This is a genomic window from Cellulomonas fengjieae, from assembly GCF_018388465.1.
GTDB lineage: Bacteria > Actinomycetota > Actinomycetes > Actinomycetales > Cellulomonadaceae > Cellulomonas > Cellulomonas fengjieae.
In genome coordinates this window covers 2,543,335-2,558,122 of the sequence record NZ_CP074404.1, presented here as the reverse complement: position 1 = coordinate 2,558,122, position 14,788 = coordinate 2,543,335, and the positions used below count along the sequence as shown (strand labels likewise).

At 74.3% G+C, this 14,788-nt stretch carries 16 protein-coding genes; 7 read left to right on the top strand and 9 right to left on the bottom strand.

From position 1 onward, the window contains the following. Nucleotides 1-10: 10 nt before the first annotated feature. Nucleotides 11-877: a glycosyltransferase gene (locus KG102_RS11845; RefSeq protein WP_208211623.1), complete on the bottom strand. Its 867-nt coding sequence runs from the start codon at nt 875-877 to the stop codon at nt 11-13. A gap of 12 nt (nt 878-889) precedes the next feature. Beyond that, complete coding sequence (locus KG102_RS11840; RefSeq protein ID WP_307802358.1) at nt 890-1,381, bottom strand: metallopeptidase family protein; 492 nt, start codon at nt 1,379-1,381, stop codon at nt 890-892. Nucleotides 1,382-1,457: 76 nt separating this feature from the next. Here KG102_RS11840 and KG102_RS11835 point away from each other — a divergent pair, with 76 nt between their 5' ends. The 5 genes from KG102_RS11835 (at nt 1,458) to ahcY (ending at nt 5,489) form a co-directional block, all read left to right on the top strand. Beyond that, a complete protein-coding gene (locus KG102_RS11835; protein ID WP_208211621.1) occupies nt 1,458-1,826 on the top strand; it encodes a DUF3499 domain-containing protein in 369 nt (122 codons plus the stop codon). 1 nt (nt 1,827) lies between these two features. Further along, a complete protein-coding gene (locus KG102_RS11830; protein ID WP_208211619.1) occupies nt 1,828-2,103 on the top strand; it encodes a hypothetical protein in 276 nt (91 codons plus the stop codon). Between the two features lie 48 nt (nt 2,104-2,151). Further along, nucleotides 2,152-3,615, top strand: coding sequence for a phosphomannomutase/phosphoglucomutase (locus KG102_RS11825; RefSeq protein WP_208211617.1), 1,464 nt, complete (start codon nt 2,152-2,154; stop codon nt 3,613-3,615). Further along, complete coding sequence (locus tag KG102_RS11820) at nt 3,615-3,827, top strand: Trm112 family protein (RefSeq protein WP_208211615.1); 213 nt, start codon at nt 3,615-3,617, stop codon at nt 3,825-3,827. The genes KG102_RS11825 and KG102_RS11820 overlap by 1 nt, the downstream gene beginning before the upstream one ends. A gap of 180 nt (nt 3,828-4,007) precedes the next feature. Further along, nucleotides 4,008-5,489 carry an adenosylhomocysteinase gene (gene ahcY, locus KG102_RS11815; RefSeq protein ID WP_208211613.1) on the top strand — a complete coding sequence of 494 codons (1,482 nt, stop codon included), beginning with the start codon at nt 4,008-4,010 and terminating at the stop codon, nt 5,487-5,489. A 54-nt stretch (nt 5,490-5,543) separates the two neighbouring features. Here ahcY and KG102_RS11810 read toward each other — a convergent pair whose 3' ends face one another. Then, entirely contained in the window at nt 5,544-6,359 is an 816-nt protein-coding gene (locus tag KG102_RS11810) for an RDD family protein (protein ID WP_208288702.1), read from the bottom strand. A gap of 50 nt (nt 6,360-6,409) precedes the next feature. On the opposite strand from KG102_RS11810, the gene KG102_RS11805 reads away from it, so the two are divergent. After that, nucleotides 6,410-7,399, top strand: coding sequence for a stage II sporulation protein M (locus KG102_RS11805; protein WP_208211609.1), 990 nt, complete (start codon nt 6,410-6,412; stop codon nt 7,397-7,399). Here the strand turns inward: KG102_RS11805 and KG102_RS11800 are convergent, their stop codons facing one another. The 6 genes from KG102_RS11800 to KG102_RS11775 are packed head-to-tail and all read right to left on the bottom strand — an operon-like array spanning nt 7,400 to nt 13,897. Beyond that, complete coding sequence (locus tag KG102_RS11800) at nt 7,400-8,563, bottom strand: winged helix DNA-binding domain-containing protein (RefSeq protein WP_208288704.1); 1,164 nt, start codon at nt 8,561-8,563, stop codon at nt 7,400-7,402. 32 nt (nt 8,564-8,595) lie between these two features. Continuing rightward, nucleotides 8,596-9,888, bottom strand: coding sequence for a DUF58 domain-containing protein (locus tag KG102_RS11795; protein WP_208211606.1), 1,293 nt, complete (start codon nt 9,886-9,888; stop codon nt 8,596-8,598). 1 nt (nt 9,889) lies between these two features. Further along, nucleotides 9,890-10,900, bottom strand: a complete 1,011-nt coding sequence (locus KG102_RS11790; RefSeq protein WP_372438267.1) for an AAA family ATPase — start codon at nt 10,898-10,900, stop codon at nt 9,890-9,892. Further along, nucleotides 10,897-12,093 (bottom strand): DUF4350 domain-containing protein, encoded by a 1,197-nt coding sequence (locus tag KG102_RS11785; RefSeq protein ID WP_208288706.1) that lies wholly within the window; start codon nt 12,091-12,093, stop codon nt 10,897-10,899. The genes KG102_RS11790 and KG102_RS11785 overlap by 4 nt, the downstream gene beginning before the upstream one ends. Then, nucleotides 12,090-12,755 (bottom strand): DUF4129 domain-containing protein, encoded by a 666-nt coding sequence (locus tag KG102_RS11780; RefSeq protein ID WP_208211602.1) that lies wholly within the window; start codon nt 12,753-12,755, stop codon nt 12,090-12,092. Before KG102_RS11780 ends, KG102_RS11785 begins: the two co-directional genes overlap by 4 nt. Next, nucleotides 12,752-13,897 (bottom strand): glycerophosphoryl diester phosphodiesterase membrane domain-containing protein, encoded by a 1,146-nt coding sequence (locus KG102_RS11775; protein ID WP_208288708.1) that lies wholly within the window; start codon nt 13,895-13,897, stop codon nt 12,752-12,754. The genes KG102_RS11780 and KG102_RS11775 overlap by 4 nt, the downstream gene beginning before the upstream one ends. A gap of 200 nt (nt 13,898-14,097) precedes the next feature. Here KG102_RS11775 and mtrA point away from each other — a divergent pair, with 200 nt between their 5' ends. Continuing rightward, nucleotides 14,098-14,781, top strand: a complete 684-nt coding sequence (mtrA, locus tag KG102_RS11770) for an MtrAB system response regulator MtrA (RefSeq protein WP_208211598.1) — start codon at nt 14,098-14,100, stop codon at nt 14,779-14,781. Nucleotides 14,782-14,788 lie beyond the last annotated feature (7 nt).

Genomic DNA, 14,788 nt, shown 5'->3' with positions numbered 1-14,788 from the left:
CGGCAGCCGCTCAGTGCGCGGCGCGCAGCTCCGCGCGTTCCCGCAGGCGCAGCCCGAGGGTGGCCGCCATGCGGACGGGCCACTGGTACCAGTGCGGGTAGCGGCGCCCGACGTACCGGGCGGCGCTCGCGTGGTGCGCGGAGATCATGGCGGCGGGCTTGGCGCGCCAGGAGGTGCCTCCGACGTGCGTGACCTGCGCCTCCGGCACGTACAGGTTGACCCACCCGGCCCGTCCGAGGCGCTCGCCGAGGTCGACGTCCTCGAAGAACATAAAGTAGCCGTCGTCGAAGCCGCCCACGGCCTCGAACGCCTCCCGGCGTAGGAGCAGGCAGGCGCCCGACAACCACCCCGCGGGTCGTCGGACCGAGGCGTCGCGCTCGTGCGCCCGGTACCGCCGGGTCCACGGGTTGCCGGGCCAGAAGCGCACGAACAGCGCATGGCCGGCCCCCTGCGTCAGCGACGGCAGCTCGCGCGCGGACGGGTACACGGTCCCGTCGGTGTTGAGCAGGGTCGGGCCGACGGACCCGATGCGCGGGTCGGACCGGCCGGCCTCGAGGAGCACGTCCAGCGAGCCGGGCTGCCACTCGATGTCGGAGTTCGCGACCACGATCCACGGCGCCGTGGTCCCGGCCGCACCCGCGTTCGCGCCGCCCCCGTAGCCGAGGTTCGCCCCGGTGGCCACCAGCCGGGCGCCGAACTCGTCGGCCACCTCGCGCGCGACGGACGCGTCCGTGCCGTTGTCGACGATCACCAGCTCGACCGGCGCCGTCGAGGCGGTGGCCAGGGTCCGGGCGAAGGTCGCGAGCTCGTCACCGGGGTGGTAGACGACGCAGACGACGCGGACGGCGGGGGGCAGGGCAGGTTCGGCGGTGCTCATCGTCCGGACAGGCTAGTGGGCATCGCCGTAGCCGGGGTCCACGTCCTCGGGTGCGCGCCCCAGCAGGTGGGCGACCTGCTCGACGACGACGTCGCGGACCAGGTCCGCCAGGTCGGCCGGGTCGGTCGCGCGCGCCTCGACCGGCCGGCGGTACACCAGGATCCGTGCGGGGAGCCCGGCGTCGGGCGGGAAGTACCGACCCAGCGGGACTCCGCCGTGCTCCCACGGAGCGGGGTCGGACGGCGGGACGTCCTCGACCGCGAACTCGGTGCCGTCCAGCTGACGGGCCCAGGTCCGCTCGATGCGCTCCACCGCGTCGAGGACCAGGTCGTCGAAGCGCTCGGCCCGCGTCCGGTAGGCCGGCATGGTGCTGGGCAGCAGCGGTCCACGCGGCCCCCGCCCACGACGGTCGCGCCGACGCACGGGGGCGACCGCGGTGGGCTGCGCGAGGGCGCGGCGGCCGATCCCCGACGGTCGGCGGGCGGGCGGAGGTGCAGAGCTCACCCGAGCACTGTAGATCGGGGAGGGGCGACGGCGTGGGGGACACCCGCGTCCGGGTGCCCGGGGGTACGGTCACCCCGTGAGATCCGTGAGGCAGTGCTCGCGCACGGCCTGCGGCCGTGCGGCCGTGGCCACGCTGACCTATGTGTACGCCGACTCGACCGCCGTGCTGGGACCCCTGGCGCAGCAGGCCGAGCCGCACTCGTACGACCTGTGCATCGAGCACGCCGAGCGGCTCACGGCCCCCCGCGGGTGGGAGGTCGTCCGGCTCACGCCCGAGTTCACGCCCGCGCCGCCGAGCCGGGACGACCTGCTGGCGCTGGCCGACGCGGTGCGCGAGGCCGGCCGCCGCACGGAGCCCGAAACGGTGCCCGTGCCCACGCTCGGTGCCGCGCTGGTCGACGGCCCTCGCCGCGGTCACCTCCGCGTGCTGCGCGGGGACGGCTGACGTGGCGCGCCGCAAGGGCGAGGCAGCGCGTGCACGCGCGGAGCGTGCCGGGGAGCCACTGGGCTCGATCAGCCAGCCGCACGGTCCCGGCGTGCCCGGAACCGCGGCGTGCCTGCGGTGCGGCGACACCGAGCTGACCCGGATCCGGATGGCCCTCGCCGACGGGCGGCAGGTGGTCTTCGTGTCGTGCCCGGCCTGCGAGCAGCGCAACTGGTTCCCGCTCGACGGTCGCGGTGTCCCGCTGGACCGTGACGACGTCGTCGGTGGTCCCGCCTGAGCCGTCGGGCCCGACCGGGACGGTCTTCGTCCCCGGTACGATGACCGCGTGACCTCCCCAGCAGCCGACCGTGTCGATCTGACTGCCCTCATCAAGGCCTACGACGTCCGAGGTGTCGTCCCCGACGAGCTGAACCCCGCCGTCGCCCGCGCGATCGGCGCGGCGTTCGCCGACGTGGTGGTGCTCCCCGAGGCGACGGACCGCCCCCGCGTCGTCATCGCCAACGACATGCGGCCGTCCGGCCCCGAGCTGGTGGCGGCCTTCGCCGACGGCCTGGCCGCGCGCGGCGTCGACGTCATCCGGATCGGCCTCGCGTCGACGGACGGCCTGTACTTCGCGTCCGGCGTGCTCGGCATCCCCGGCGCCATGTTCACCGCGAGCCACAACCCCGCGCAGTACAACGGCATCAAGCTGTGCCGGGCCGGTGCCCGCCCGGTCGGCCAGGACAGCGGGCTGACCACCGTGCGCGAGCTGGCGGGCGACTACCTCGCCGGCTCGGTGCCCGAGGTCGACGCCGCCCAGCGTGGGACGGTGGAGGACCGCGACATGCTGGCCGAGTACGCCTCGTTCCTGCGGTCGCTGGTGGACCTGTCCGGCATCCGCCCGCTCAAGGTCGTCGTCGACGCGGGCAACGGCATGGGCGGCTTCACGGCGCCGGCCGTGCTCGGCACGGGGGCAGGGCTGCCGGCGCTCCCGCTGGACGTCGTGCCGCTGTACTTCGAGCTGGACGGCACGTTCCCCAACCACGAGGCCAACCCGCTCGAGCCGGAGAACCTCCGGGACCTGCAGGCCGCGGTCGTGGAGCACGGCGCGGACCTCGGTCTCGCGTTCGACGGCGACGCCGACCGCTGCTTCGTCATCGACGAGAACGGCGACCCGGTCAGCCCGTCGGCCATCACGGCGCTGGTCGGCCTGCGCGAGGTCGAGCGCGAGCGCGCCGCGGGCCGCACGCCGACCGTGATCCACAACCTCATCACCTCCCAGGTGGTTCCGGACCTGCTCACGGCCGCGGGGGCGACGACCGTGCGCACCCGCGTGGGCCACTCGTTCATCAAGGCGCAGATGGCCGAGCACGACGCGGTCTTCGGCGGCGAGCACAGCGCGCACTACTACTTCCGCGACTTCTTCTTCGCCGACACGGGCATGCTCGCGGCGATGCACGTGCTGGCCGCCCTCGGCGGTCAGCCTCACCCGCTGTCCGCGCTGGCCCTGCAGTTCCAGCCGTACTCGGCCAGCGGCGAGATCAACTCCCGCGTGTCCGACGTCCCGGCGGCCCGCGCGCGCGTCGTCGAGGCGTACGTGACGCAGCAGGGCGCGGGGCCGGTCACCGTCGACGAGCTGGACGGCCTGACGGTGTCGCACTGGGACGGCCACCCGCAGTGGTGGTTCAACCTGCGGGCGTCGAACACCGAGCCGCTGCTGCGGCTCAACGTCGAGGCGGCGGACGAGGACATCATGGAGAAGGTCCGCGACGACGTGCTCGCGCTGGTCCGTCAGGACGGCGCGTCCTGATGGGCGCGACCGAGGACGGACGCTCGCTCGAGCCGTGGGCGCGCGAGCTCCTGCGCTGCCCCGCCACGGGCGCGACGCTGGTCGACGGCGTCGGTCCCGACGGCGAGCCGACGCTCGTGTCGACGGACCCGGACAACCCGCTCGCCTACCCGGTGCGCGACGGGATCCCCGTGCTGCTCGTCACCGAGGGTGTGCCGGTTCCTCGGGTCTGAGCCGGGTCTGACCGGGTCTGACCCCGTCTGACCTGGGACGGTGTGGCGCGGCTCACACCCGGCTAGCATGGCCGGGACGGCGTGGGTGATGCCCGCAGACCGAGAGGGGTCGCGCCGGCGCGAACGACCAGGGCGCATGCCCCGGTCGGCCACGCCCACATGCGCACCCTCAGGAGTGAGATGCCCACGTTCAGCGAGCTCCCCGGCCAGTACAAGGTCCGCGACCTGACCCTCGCGGAGGCCGGCCGTCACCAGATCCGCCTGGCCGAGCACGAGATGCCAGGCCTCATGGCCCTGCGCACCGAGTTCGGTCCCACCCAGCCCCTCGCCGGTGCGCGCGTCGCAGGCTCGCTGCACATGACCGTGCAGACGGCGGTGCTGATCGAGACCCTCGTCGCCCTCGGCGCCGAGGTCCGCTGGGCGTCCTGCAACATCTTCTCGACGCAGGACGAGGCCGCCGCCGCCGTCGTCGTGGGCCCGCACGGGTCGGTCGACGCGCCGGCCGGGGTGCCGGTGTTCGCCTGGAAGGGCGAGTCCCTCGAGGAGTACTGGGAGTGCACCGAGCAGATCCTCGTCTGGCCGGGCGGGACGGGGCCGAACATGATCCTGGACGACGGCGGCGACGCGACCCTCCTGGTGCACAAGGGCGTCCAGTACGAGGCGGCCGGCGCCGTGCCCGCCGACCCCGGTCCGGGGGAGCAGGGCTACTCCGAGGAGCTGCTCGTCATCCTGGACACGCTGCGGCGCTCGCTCGCGGCGGACCCGCAGCGCTGGACCACGATCGCGGCCCAGATCAAGGGCGTGACCGAGGAGACGACGACCGGCGTGCACCGCCTGTACCAGCTGGCGGAGGCGGGTGGCCTGCTGTTCCCCGCGATCAACGTCAACGACTCGGTGACCAAGTCCAAGTTCGACAACAAGTACGGCATCCGGCACTCGCTCCCGGACGGGATCAACCGGGCGACGGACGTTCTCATGGGCGGCAAGGTCGCGTTCGTCGCGGGCTACGGCGACGTGGGCAAGGGGGCGGCGGAGGCGCTGCGCGGGCAGGGCGCGCGCGTCATCATCTCCGAGGTGGACCCGATCTGCGCGCTCCAGGCGGCGATGGACGGCTTCCAGGTGACTCTCCTGGACGACGTCATCGACCAGGCCGACTTCGTCATCACCACGACCGGCAACAAGGACGTCGTCTCGGCCGCGCACATGTCCCGGATGAAGAACAAGGCCATCGTCGGCAACATCGGGCACTTCGACAACGAGATCGACATGGCGGGGCTCGCGGCCGTGCCGGGGATCACCCGCACCGAGATCAAGCCGCAGGTGCACGAGTGGACCTTCCCCGCCGACGAGGTGGGTCCTGAGCGCTCGATCATCGTGCTGTCCGAGGGTCGGCTGCTGAACCTGGGCAACGCCACCGGCCACCCGTCGTTCGTGATGAGCAACTCGTTCTCCAACCAGGTGATCGGTCAGATCGAGCTGTTCACCAAGCCGGACGAGTACGCCCGCGAGGTGTACCGGCTGCCCAAGGTCCTCGACGAGAAGGTCGCGCGCCTGCACCTGGGCGCCCTCGGCGTCCGGCTCACGGAGCTGACCAAGTCGCAGGCCGAGTACCTGGGCATCGACGTGGCCGGTCCGTACAAGGCGGACCACTACCGCTACTGAGCGGCGTCAGGTCGGCGGGTCGTCAGTGCACCAGGTCGTCAGTGCACCAGGTCGTCAGTTCACCGGGTCGGGGATGCCGTGGGGGAGTCGCTGGAGCTGCGACGCCTCCACGGCGGCGCGCTGGTCGGCGCGCAGCCGGGCGACGGTCTCCCGCTCGCGGCGCTCCGCGAGCACCGCGGCCAGGAACGCCTCGGGGTGGGTGCCCACCGGGGGCAGCGGGTTGACGTAGCGCTGCACCTCGGCCGTCAGCTGTGAGCCCAGCTGCACCCGTGACGCCGGGTGCAGGGACGCGGCGCGGCCGAGGAACTGGCGGACCGACAGCGCGAGCCCGTCGGGCAGCCGCGCGAGGTCCGCGGTGTGGGCCCATCCCGCGAGCTGCGGGGGCATCAGCACCGGCGTGCGGACCTTGGCCGCCCCTCGCACCCGCACCGCATAGGTGCCCGCCAGGATGTCGCCGACACGCTTGCCCTGCGGGTGCACGATCGAGCAGATCAGGGCGACCGTGCCGAGCGTGAACCAGAGCTCGACGACGCCGGTGAGCGCGCGGACGAGCGCCTGGCGGAACACCAGCGGGCCGCCGTCGTCGCGCACGATCCGGATGCCCATCGCCAGCTTGCCCAGCGAGCGGCCGCGCGTGAGCGTCTCGACCGTCGTCGGGATCACGACCGTGACGGTCGCCATCAGCACGATGACCAGGATCCGGCCCATCTCCTCGGACGCGTCCGGGGCGACGGCGCCGAGCGCGACGAACAGCACGAACAGGCCGACGCCCAGGACCATGAGGTCCAGCAGCGCAGCCAGGAGTCGTGTGGCGGCCGAGGTGGGCCGCGCGTCGAGGAGGACCCCTTCGCCCGTGATGATGCCGTCCATGCTGGGCAGGTTAGCCGTTGCCGCGCGCTCGGGATGGCAGGCTGTGCGGCATGGACCTCGACGCCTTCGAGCAGGCACGCGCGGCCGACTGGCAGCGGCTCGACCAGCTGGTCCGGCAGCGCCGGCGCAGCGGTGCCGAGTCCGACGAGCTGGTGCGCCTCTACCAGGCGGTCGCCACCGACCTGTCGAGCGTGCGGTCCGCGGCGCCCGACCCGGAGATGGTGACGCGGCTGTCGATGCTCGTGGGCCGCGCCCGCGCGGCGATCTCCGGCACGCACGAGCCGAGCTGGCGCGACGTGACCTCGTTCGTCGTGGTCGCGCTGCCCGCCGCCCTGTACCGGATCCGCTGGTGGACGGTGGCCGTCATGGTCGCGTTCCTGGCGCTCGGGGTGACCGCGGGCGTCTGGGTGGCGACGCAGCCGGAGGCGCTCGCCGCGATGGGGACGCCGAGCCAGCAGCAGGAGTACGTGGACAGCTCGTTCGCGGAGTACTACTCGCCCGGGGCGGGTTTCGCGGCCATGGTGTGGACCAACAACGCCTGGCTGACGGCCGTCTGCATCGCGACGGGCATCACGGGCGTGATTCCGGTCTACCTGCTGGTCGTCAACGCGGTGAGCATCGGCTCCACGGGCGGGATGATGGCGGCGCACGGCAGCCTCGACGTGTTCCTGCAGCTCATCGCGCCGCACGGCCTGCTCGAGCTCACCGCCGTGTTCGTCGCCGGCGCCGCGGGGCTGCGGATCTTCTGGACCTGGATCGACCCGGGGCACCGGCCACGCGGACGCGCCCTGGCCCAGGAGGCCCGTGCCCTGTTCACGGTGGCGATCGGCCTGGTCGGGGTCCTGGCGGTCTCGGGAGTCATCGAGGGCTTCGTCACGGGCTCGAGCCTGCCGTGGGCCGTCAAGGTCGTCATCGGGGCGATCGCGCTCGCGACGTTCTGGGCGTACACGCTCGTGCTGGGCCGGCGGGCGGTACGCGCCGGCCAGACCGGCGACCTCGAGGCCGACCGGGCCGGCTACGTCCTGGCGACCGCGGGCTGATCAGTCCGGTTCGACCACCACGACGGGGCGCTCGGCGGCCTCGTCCGCCATGAGCGCGGCCAGCCCTTCCGCCTCGGCCCGGACCTCGTCGCGCTGTGCCGCCGTCAGCGCGCCGAACGGGCGCACGGTGAGGGTGACCCGGTCGCGGGCCCGGCGGTCCCGGGGCATCTCCCAGGTCCCCGCCACCCGGCCGTCCAGCAGGAACGTGGCGGGGAAGACCCCGTTCGGGCTCGCCAGCCGTCGACGGTGCTCCGGCGCGATGATCCGGGTCCGGTCGGCGTGGCTCAGCAGCACGTTGTCGTAGTCGGCGAGGAACCGCACGGGGGCGGGGACCTCCGCGTCGGGCAGCGGTCCTTCCGGTACGTCCAGGAGCTCACGCTCGCGTACCGCCCCGGGCGACGGCTCGGCGCGGTACCGGACGAGGTCCAGGCGGTCCACCACCTCGCGCAGGCCGGTGAGGCCGGACCAGGTCTGCAGGTCCGCGACGGACGCCGGGCCGAACGCCGCCAGATAGCGCAGGACCAGCCGCTCCTGCTGCGCGGCGTGCACCGCGGGGTCGCCCAGGTCGGGCGCCGCGGCCGTCAGCTCCGGGCCCAGCCAGGCCGTCGCCGTGGTCCACGTCGTCGCCCCGGAACGCCCCCAGACGCCCCGGGGCGGGACCTGGACCAGGGGCAGCGTCCCGCGCGCCGCGTACGCCAGCGTGCTGGTGGCCACGTCCGGCCAGCGGTCGGCGAGCAGCCGGCCCAGCTCCGTGGTCACCCGTGGCTCCGCCTCCACGAGGGCGCGCGCGGCCGCGGTGAGCTCGGCGAGGTCGATCGTGCGCAGCGCCGCCGCGTGCGAGGCGTTGACGCGCAGGTCCTTGGCGTACAGGGGGGCGAGGAGGCGGGGCAGGACCAGCGCGTCCGCCGCGGTGACCAGGTGGATGGTGCCGCGCATGACCGCGATCCGGGTGACGGACCGGTCCCAGAACGCCGCTGCCAGGTGGTCGGGCGCGAAGCCCTCGACGCGGCTCCACAGCCCGACGTACGGCGACCAGGCGTTCTGCGCCTGCATCCCGACCAGGCGGTCCACGACGTCGAGCGCGGGGCCGGGCCGGCGCTCGAGCAGGTGCTGGCGCGCCAGCAGGGCGCGGTTGAGCCGGGCACGGGTCAGCAGCTCGGTCACAGCCGGAACCTACCGGGGACCACCCACGGAGCTCAGAGCCGGCCGGCCGCCTTCAGGGCGAGGTAGGTGTCGGCGAGCCGGGGCGCCAGCTGGTCGGGCAGCGCGTCGACCACCTCGGCGCCGCGCTGGCGCAGGCGCAGCGCCACCGCGGCGCGCTCGAGGCCGACCCGCTCGGCGGCGGCGGCGTCGAACACCGCGGCGGCGTCGCTGCGCGAGGTCCGCAGGGCGTCCACCTCGGGGTCGGACACGGACGCCAGCACCACCTGGTGCCGCTCGGTGAGCTGCCCGGCCACGCCGAGCAGGCCCTGCTCGACCGCGGCCGGGTCGAGCGCCGTGAGCAGCACGACGAGGGCGCGCTGGCTGAGCCGCTGCTGGACCTGCGCCACGACGCCCGGCCAGTCCGTCTCCACCAGCTCCGGCTCGGCCAGCGCGAGCGTGTCCGCGAAGGAGGACATGACCCGCGGACCCGTGGCTCCGGCCACCCGCCCGCGCACCCTGCGGTCGTAGACCAGCAGCTCCACCCGGTCGCCCGCCTTCGTGGCGAGCGCGGCGAGCAGGAGCGCAGCCTCGATGGAGGCGTCGATGCGAGGCGCGTCGAGCACCCGGACCGCCGACGTGCGGCCGGTGTCCAGCACGATCAGGACCCGTCGGTCACGCTCCGGCCGCCACGTGCGGACCACGACGTCGGAGCGCCGTGCCGTCGCGCGCCAGTCGATCGCGCGCACGTCGTCGCCGATCACGTACTCGCGCAGCGAGTCGAACTCGGTCCCCGGCCCCCGCACCTGGACGGAGGTCCGGCCGTCCAGCTCCCGCAGCCGGGCGAGCCGGCTGGGCAGGTGCCGTCGGGAGGCGAACTCGGGCAGCACGCGCAGCCGCCCCGGCACCTCGAGCGAGGCCTGCCGGCCCGCCAGCCCCAGCGGCCCGAGCGTGCGCACCGTCACCCGGTCCGCGTGCGCGTCACCACGCCGGGTGGGCACCAGCACGGTGCGCACCCGCGTCCCGTCGCCCGGCAGCACGTCCACGCGGTGCCGGTCGGCCTGCGCAGCGCTCGACGGCGGCCAGGCGTCTCGCACGAGCGCGCGCAGCCGCCGCGTGCCGAGGTTGCTCAGGGTCAGCGTCGAGACGGCGGGCTCGGTGAGCCGGACGGAGCTCGGGACCTGCCGACGCACGCCGACCTGCCGCGGGGACGCTGCGAGCAGGACGTCCACCGTGCACGCCACCACGACGAGCAGGGTCCACAGGAGCACCGTCCCGGTGGCCGGGACCAGGAGCACCACCGGCAGACCGAGCGCCGCGAGCGCGACGGCGCGCCAGGTGACCGCCATGTCAGCGGGGGACGGGGACGGACGCGAGCACGGTGTCCAGGACGGTCTCCGTGCTGACGCCCTCGAGCTCTGCCTCGGGTCGCAGCTGGACGCGGTGCCGCAGGGTCGGGTGCGCGAGCGCCTTGATGTCGTCGGGTGTCACGTAGCCGCGACCCGACAGCCACGCCCAGGCGCGCGACGTCGCCAGCAACGCCGTCGCGCCGCGGGGGGAGACGCCGAGCGACAGCGACGGGGACTGCCGCGTCGCGCGGCACACGTCGACCGCGTACCCGAGCACCTCGGGCGCCACCTGCACGTGACCGACCTCGGCCCGGGCGCGCGCGAGCATGTCGGGGGTCGCCACGGGGCGCAGGCCCGCGCCGGCGAGGTCCCGCGGGTCGAACCCCGCGGCGTGCCGCGTCAGCACCTCGATCTCCTCGTGGCGCTCGGGCAGGGGCAGCACGAGCTTGAGCAGGAAGCGGTCCAGCTGCGCCTCGGGGAGCGTGTACGTGCCCTCGTACTCCACGGGGTTCTGGGTCGCGATCACCAGGAAGGGGTCCGGCAGCGGCCGCGGCGTGCCGTCGACCGACACCTGACGCTCCTCCATCGCCTCCAGCAGCGAGGCCTGGGTCTTGGGGGGCGTGCGGTTGATCTCGTCGGCCAGCAGCAGGTTGGTGAAGACCGGTCCCTCGCGGAACGAGAACTCCGCGGTGCGGGCGTCGTACACCAGTGAGCCCGTCACGTCGCCCGGCATGAGGTCGGGCGTGAACTGGACGCGCTTGGTCTGCAGGTCGAGCGCGGCAGACAGGGAGCGGACCAGGAGCGTCTTGGCGACCCCCGGCACGCCCTCCAGGAGCACGTGACCGCGGCACAGCAGTGCGATGACCAGGCCGCTGACGGCGGCGTCCTGCCCGACGACCGCCTTGGACACCTCGGCGCGCACGGCACCGAGGGCGGCGCGGAGCTCGTCGGACGGGTGGTGCGGCTCGCGGGTAGGGGCTGTCGCTGCCTGCACGGGGCTGTCGTCGGTCACGGTCGGTGAACCTCGCTCTCGAGATGATCCAGGTCACGGGCCAGCTGCGCCAGCCCGCGGTCGTCGGTCGGTGGGGGTCCGTACAGCAGCGCCTCGACGTCCGCGGACCGGCGACCCGTCGCGCGCGCCACCGCGTCGACGACCAGCGGGGCCGGCGCCGAGCGGGGGAGGCCGAGCCTGGCGGCGCTGCGTGCCGCCGTCCCTGCGCGCAACGCGGCCGCGGCGTGCCCGTAGGAGCGCGCGCGCCGGTAGAGCCGCCCGCGACCGCGGGTCGTCTCGCCGGCACGGACGACGACGGGCATCGGCTCCGTGACGAGGCGGCCCAGGCGCCTTCCGCGCCAGAGAGCGGCCACCGCCACTACCAGCAGGAGCTGGAGTCCGAGGATGGGGACCACGGGCGGCAGCACGGCACTGGTGTCGGTGCCCGCCTCCTCGCCGCCGGCCATCGCGTCGTCGAGCGACGGGATGTACCAGACGAGCCGCTCGTGGCGGCCGAGGGCGCGCAGCACCAGCGCCGCGTTGCCCTCGTCGGCGAGGTACTGGTTGGTCAGCGGGGACACGTCGGCGAGCGCGGCGATCCTGCGGCCGTCGGACTCGACGACCGCGTAGGCCCCGCCGCGCTGGCTCTCGGGACCGGGGAAGCACACGACCGCCCCGGCGCCGGTGGCCAGCAGCTCGCCGCGGGCCGTGATCCGGCCGGCGGCGACGGCGTCCGGGTCGTCGCACTGGGCGGTGCGCACCTCGGCCTCGCCCGACGCGCTCCCGCCCGCCGTGATCGCGTCGGTGAGCAGGCTCAGCGCCCATCCGGCATCGACGAGCACGAGGTCGGCACCGGTGGCGCCGAGCGCCTCGACCTGCTCCGCCTCGAGCAGGTAGTCGCCGACGACGAGGACCGTCGAGCCGGGTCCCGCGAGGGACTCGACCTGCGCCAGCCGGCGCACGTAGCGGACGTCGACGCCCTGCTGGCCCAGGATCTGCGCGGCCGCCCGGCCGCCGAGGTCCGCCGGGTTGTCGGGCGCCAGGGTCACCGTCGATGTCTGGGGCGCGGGAAGTGCGGTCAGCAGGCCGGCGAGCACCACGAGCGCGAGCAGCCCGAGCGGCCACCGTGCGCGGCGCCACCTGTGGGCTGACCGGCTGCGAGCGGAGGTGCCGTCACCGACGACGGAGGCGTCCGGTGTGATGGTGGTGGTCATCGGGGCGCCGCCACGGCCGGCTGTGCGGTCCCCGAACCGGCGGCACGCGTGCCACGGACCCGCTGGTCGAGCTCACGCAGGCGGCGCTCGTCGTCGGCCGTCGCGGGCACGTCGCCGTAGGCGACGTCGTCGAAGGTCCGGCCGGCGGACACGAGGTCGGCCCCGAGGTCCGGCAGCCGCGCGGCAGCGGCGAGCGCGGCCTCGTGCGCGGTGCGGGCGGCGCGCTCCTCGAGGACGGCCCGCTCCTCGAGGCCGCGCACGACGGCGCGGTACCGCTCCAGCACCGCGAGCGCCCAGTCGCCGCGGGCGGCCGCGGCGTCCGCGGCCGCGCGGATCTGCTCGGCCGTGCGCACGTCGTCCTCGGCCAGGACATTGCGGGAGGAGGCACCGCGCCGGGAGAGGCGCACGGGACCGGCCACGAGGAATGCGACGACGACGACGGCCACGACCACCCCGACGACCGCCAGCACCGCGAGCGGGTCGAGGGCGGCCGGGGTGCGCAGCCCCGCCAGCTGCTCCGCCAGCCAGTCGAGCAGCCGACTGAACAGCGAGGCCTGCTGGTGGTACTCCGCGCCGAGCAGCTCCTCGGTCGCCCAGCGCCGGGCGGTCTCGGCGTCCGGGGTGACGGGCACGTCGGACGCCAGCCGGGCCAGCACGCTCACGCGGTGGATTCTGCGGCGCGTGCGAGCTCGACGTCCAGCCCTTCGCGGCGCATCCGCACGTCGATGTAGAGCAGGGCCACCACCGCGGACACGAACGTCGTGGACAGGGTCGAGGCGATGACGGTCGCGATCCCGGTCACGACGATCGAGGCGAACGACGTGGCGGTGGGGTCGCGCAGCACCAGCTGGCCGAAGACCGAGGCCGGGACGACGATGATCTGCGCGATGATCCCCGCGAGGATCGACGTGAGCAGGTAGATCCCGAACAGGCGCCAGAAGCTGCCCCGGGTGAGCTTCCACGCCCGGGTGATCGTCGGCCAGAACTTCTTGCCCTCGAGCATGAGCGCCGGCGGCACCAGCAGCGTGCGGGTGGCGAACCAGACCGCCGCCACGACGAGCGCGAGCGAGCCGACCAGGCCGACCGCGACCGCGGCACCGATCTGGTCGTTCACCGCCAGCAGGACGACGGCCGCGGCCAGCGCGCCGACCACGAGCAGCGTGGCGAGGCCCGTCAGGAACGTGAACCCGACGACGAGCCAGACCCGCCGCGAGCGCAGCACCTCTCCGACGGTCGCGACCTGCCCGAGCACGGAGCGGCTCACCGAGAGGATCAGCAGGCCGGTGAGGATCGTGGTCGCGATCGTCGTGACGGGCGCGGCGACGAGCAAGCCGAACGACGAGCCCATCTGCTCGGCGAAGCCCATCTGCCCCGACGGGTCGACCTCGGTGGACAGGTCCGTCAGCTGCGGCGCGATGATCCCCTTGATGTACCACTGCACGACGGACTGCAGCGTGACGGCCAGCGTGACGACGAGGGCGGCGAGGCCGAACATGACGCGCGGGTTGGCGCGCACGGCACGGAAGGCGCCGTCGTAGATCTCGCCCATGCCCAGGGGGCGCAGGGGGATGATCCCCGGCTGCAGGGCCGGCGGCCGCCAGGCCACACCGGGCGGCGGAGGCGCGGCGGGACCCCAGGCACCGGGCGCGCCGGGCGGCTGCTGCTGGCCCCACCCGGTGGGTGGCTGCGGAGGGGTCGGTGCTGCGGGTCCGGTCGGGGGCACACCCTCGGGCGGCGGTGCTCCTGTGCCTGCCGGCGCCGCCCAGGTGGGCGGGCGCGGCGCGTCGTCGTGCGGGCTCGTCATGCGAGCGCGGCTCCCTCGGCTGTCGTCGTGCGGACGGTCGTACGGAGGGTTCTCGCCGCCGCCACGGCCTCCCACGGAGCAATCATCGTGCCATGGGGCCCAGGTCCCGGGAGGCGCGTCCGGGTGATCTGTGGAGGCGCGCGGGCATCCGTCGCGCCCAGTGGCCCAGGTCGGGGCCCGAGCGGTGCGAGAATGCCGCCATGAAGGGACGCGTGCTGGTGGTCGACGACGACACCGCGCTGGCCGAGATGATCGGCATCGTGCTGCGCTCGGAGGGTTTCGACCCGGTGTTCTGCGAGGACGGTGACGAGGCGATCGGTGTGTTCCGCGCCACCCAGCCCGACCTCGTCCTGCTCGACCTGATGCTCCCGGGCAAGGACGGCAACGAGGTCTGCCGGCAGATCCGCGCCGAGTCGGGCGTGCCGATCGTGATGCTCACCGCCAAGAGCGACACGGTCGACGTCGTGCTCGGGCTGGAGTCCGGCGCCGACGACTACATCTCGAAGCCCTTCAAGCCCAAGGAGCTCGTGGCCCGCGTCCGGGCGCGGCTCCGCCGCAGCGACGAGCCCGCCCCCGAGCACCTCGCGATCGGTGACGTGACGATCGACGTCCCCGGGCACCGGGTCCAGCGTGCCGGTCGTCCCGTCTCGCTGACGCCGCTCGAGTTCGACCTGCTGGTCGCGCTCGCCCGCAAGCCCTGGCAGGTTTTCACCCGCGAGGTCCTGCTGGAGAAGGTCTGGGGCTACCGGCACGCCGCGGACACGCGCCTGGTGAACGTCCACGTGCAGCGCCTGCGGTCCAAGATCGAGAACGACCCCGAGCAGCCCGAGATCGTCGTCACCGTCCGCGGGGTCGGCTACAAGGCGGGCGTGGCCTCGACGTGAGCTCACG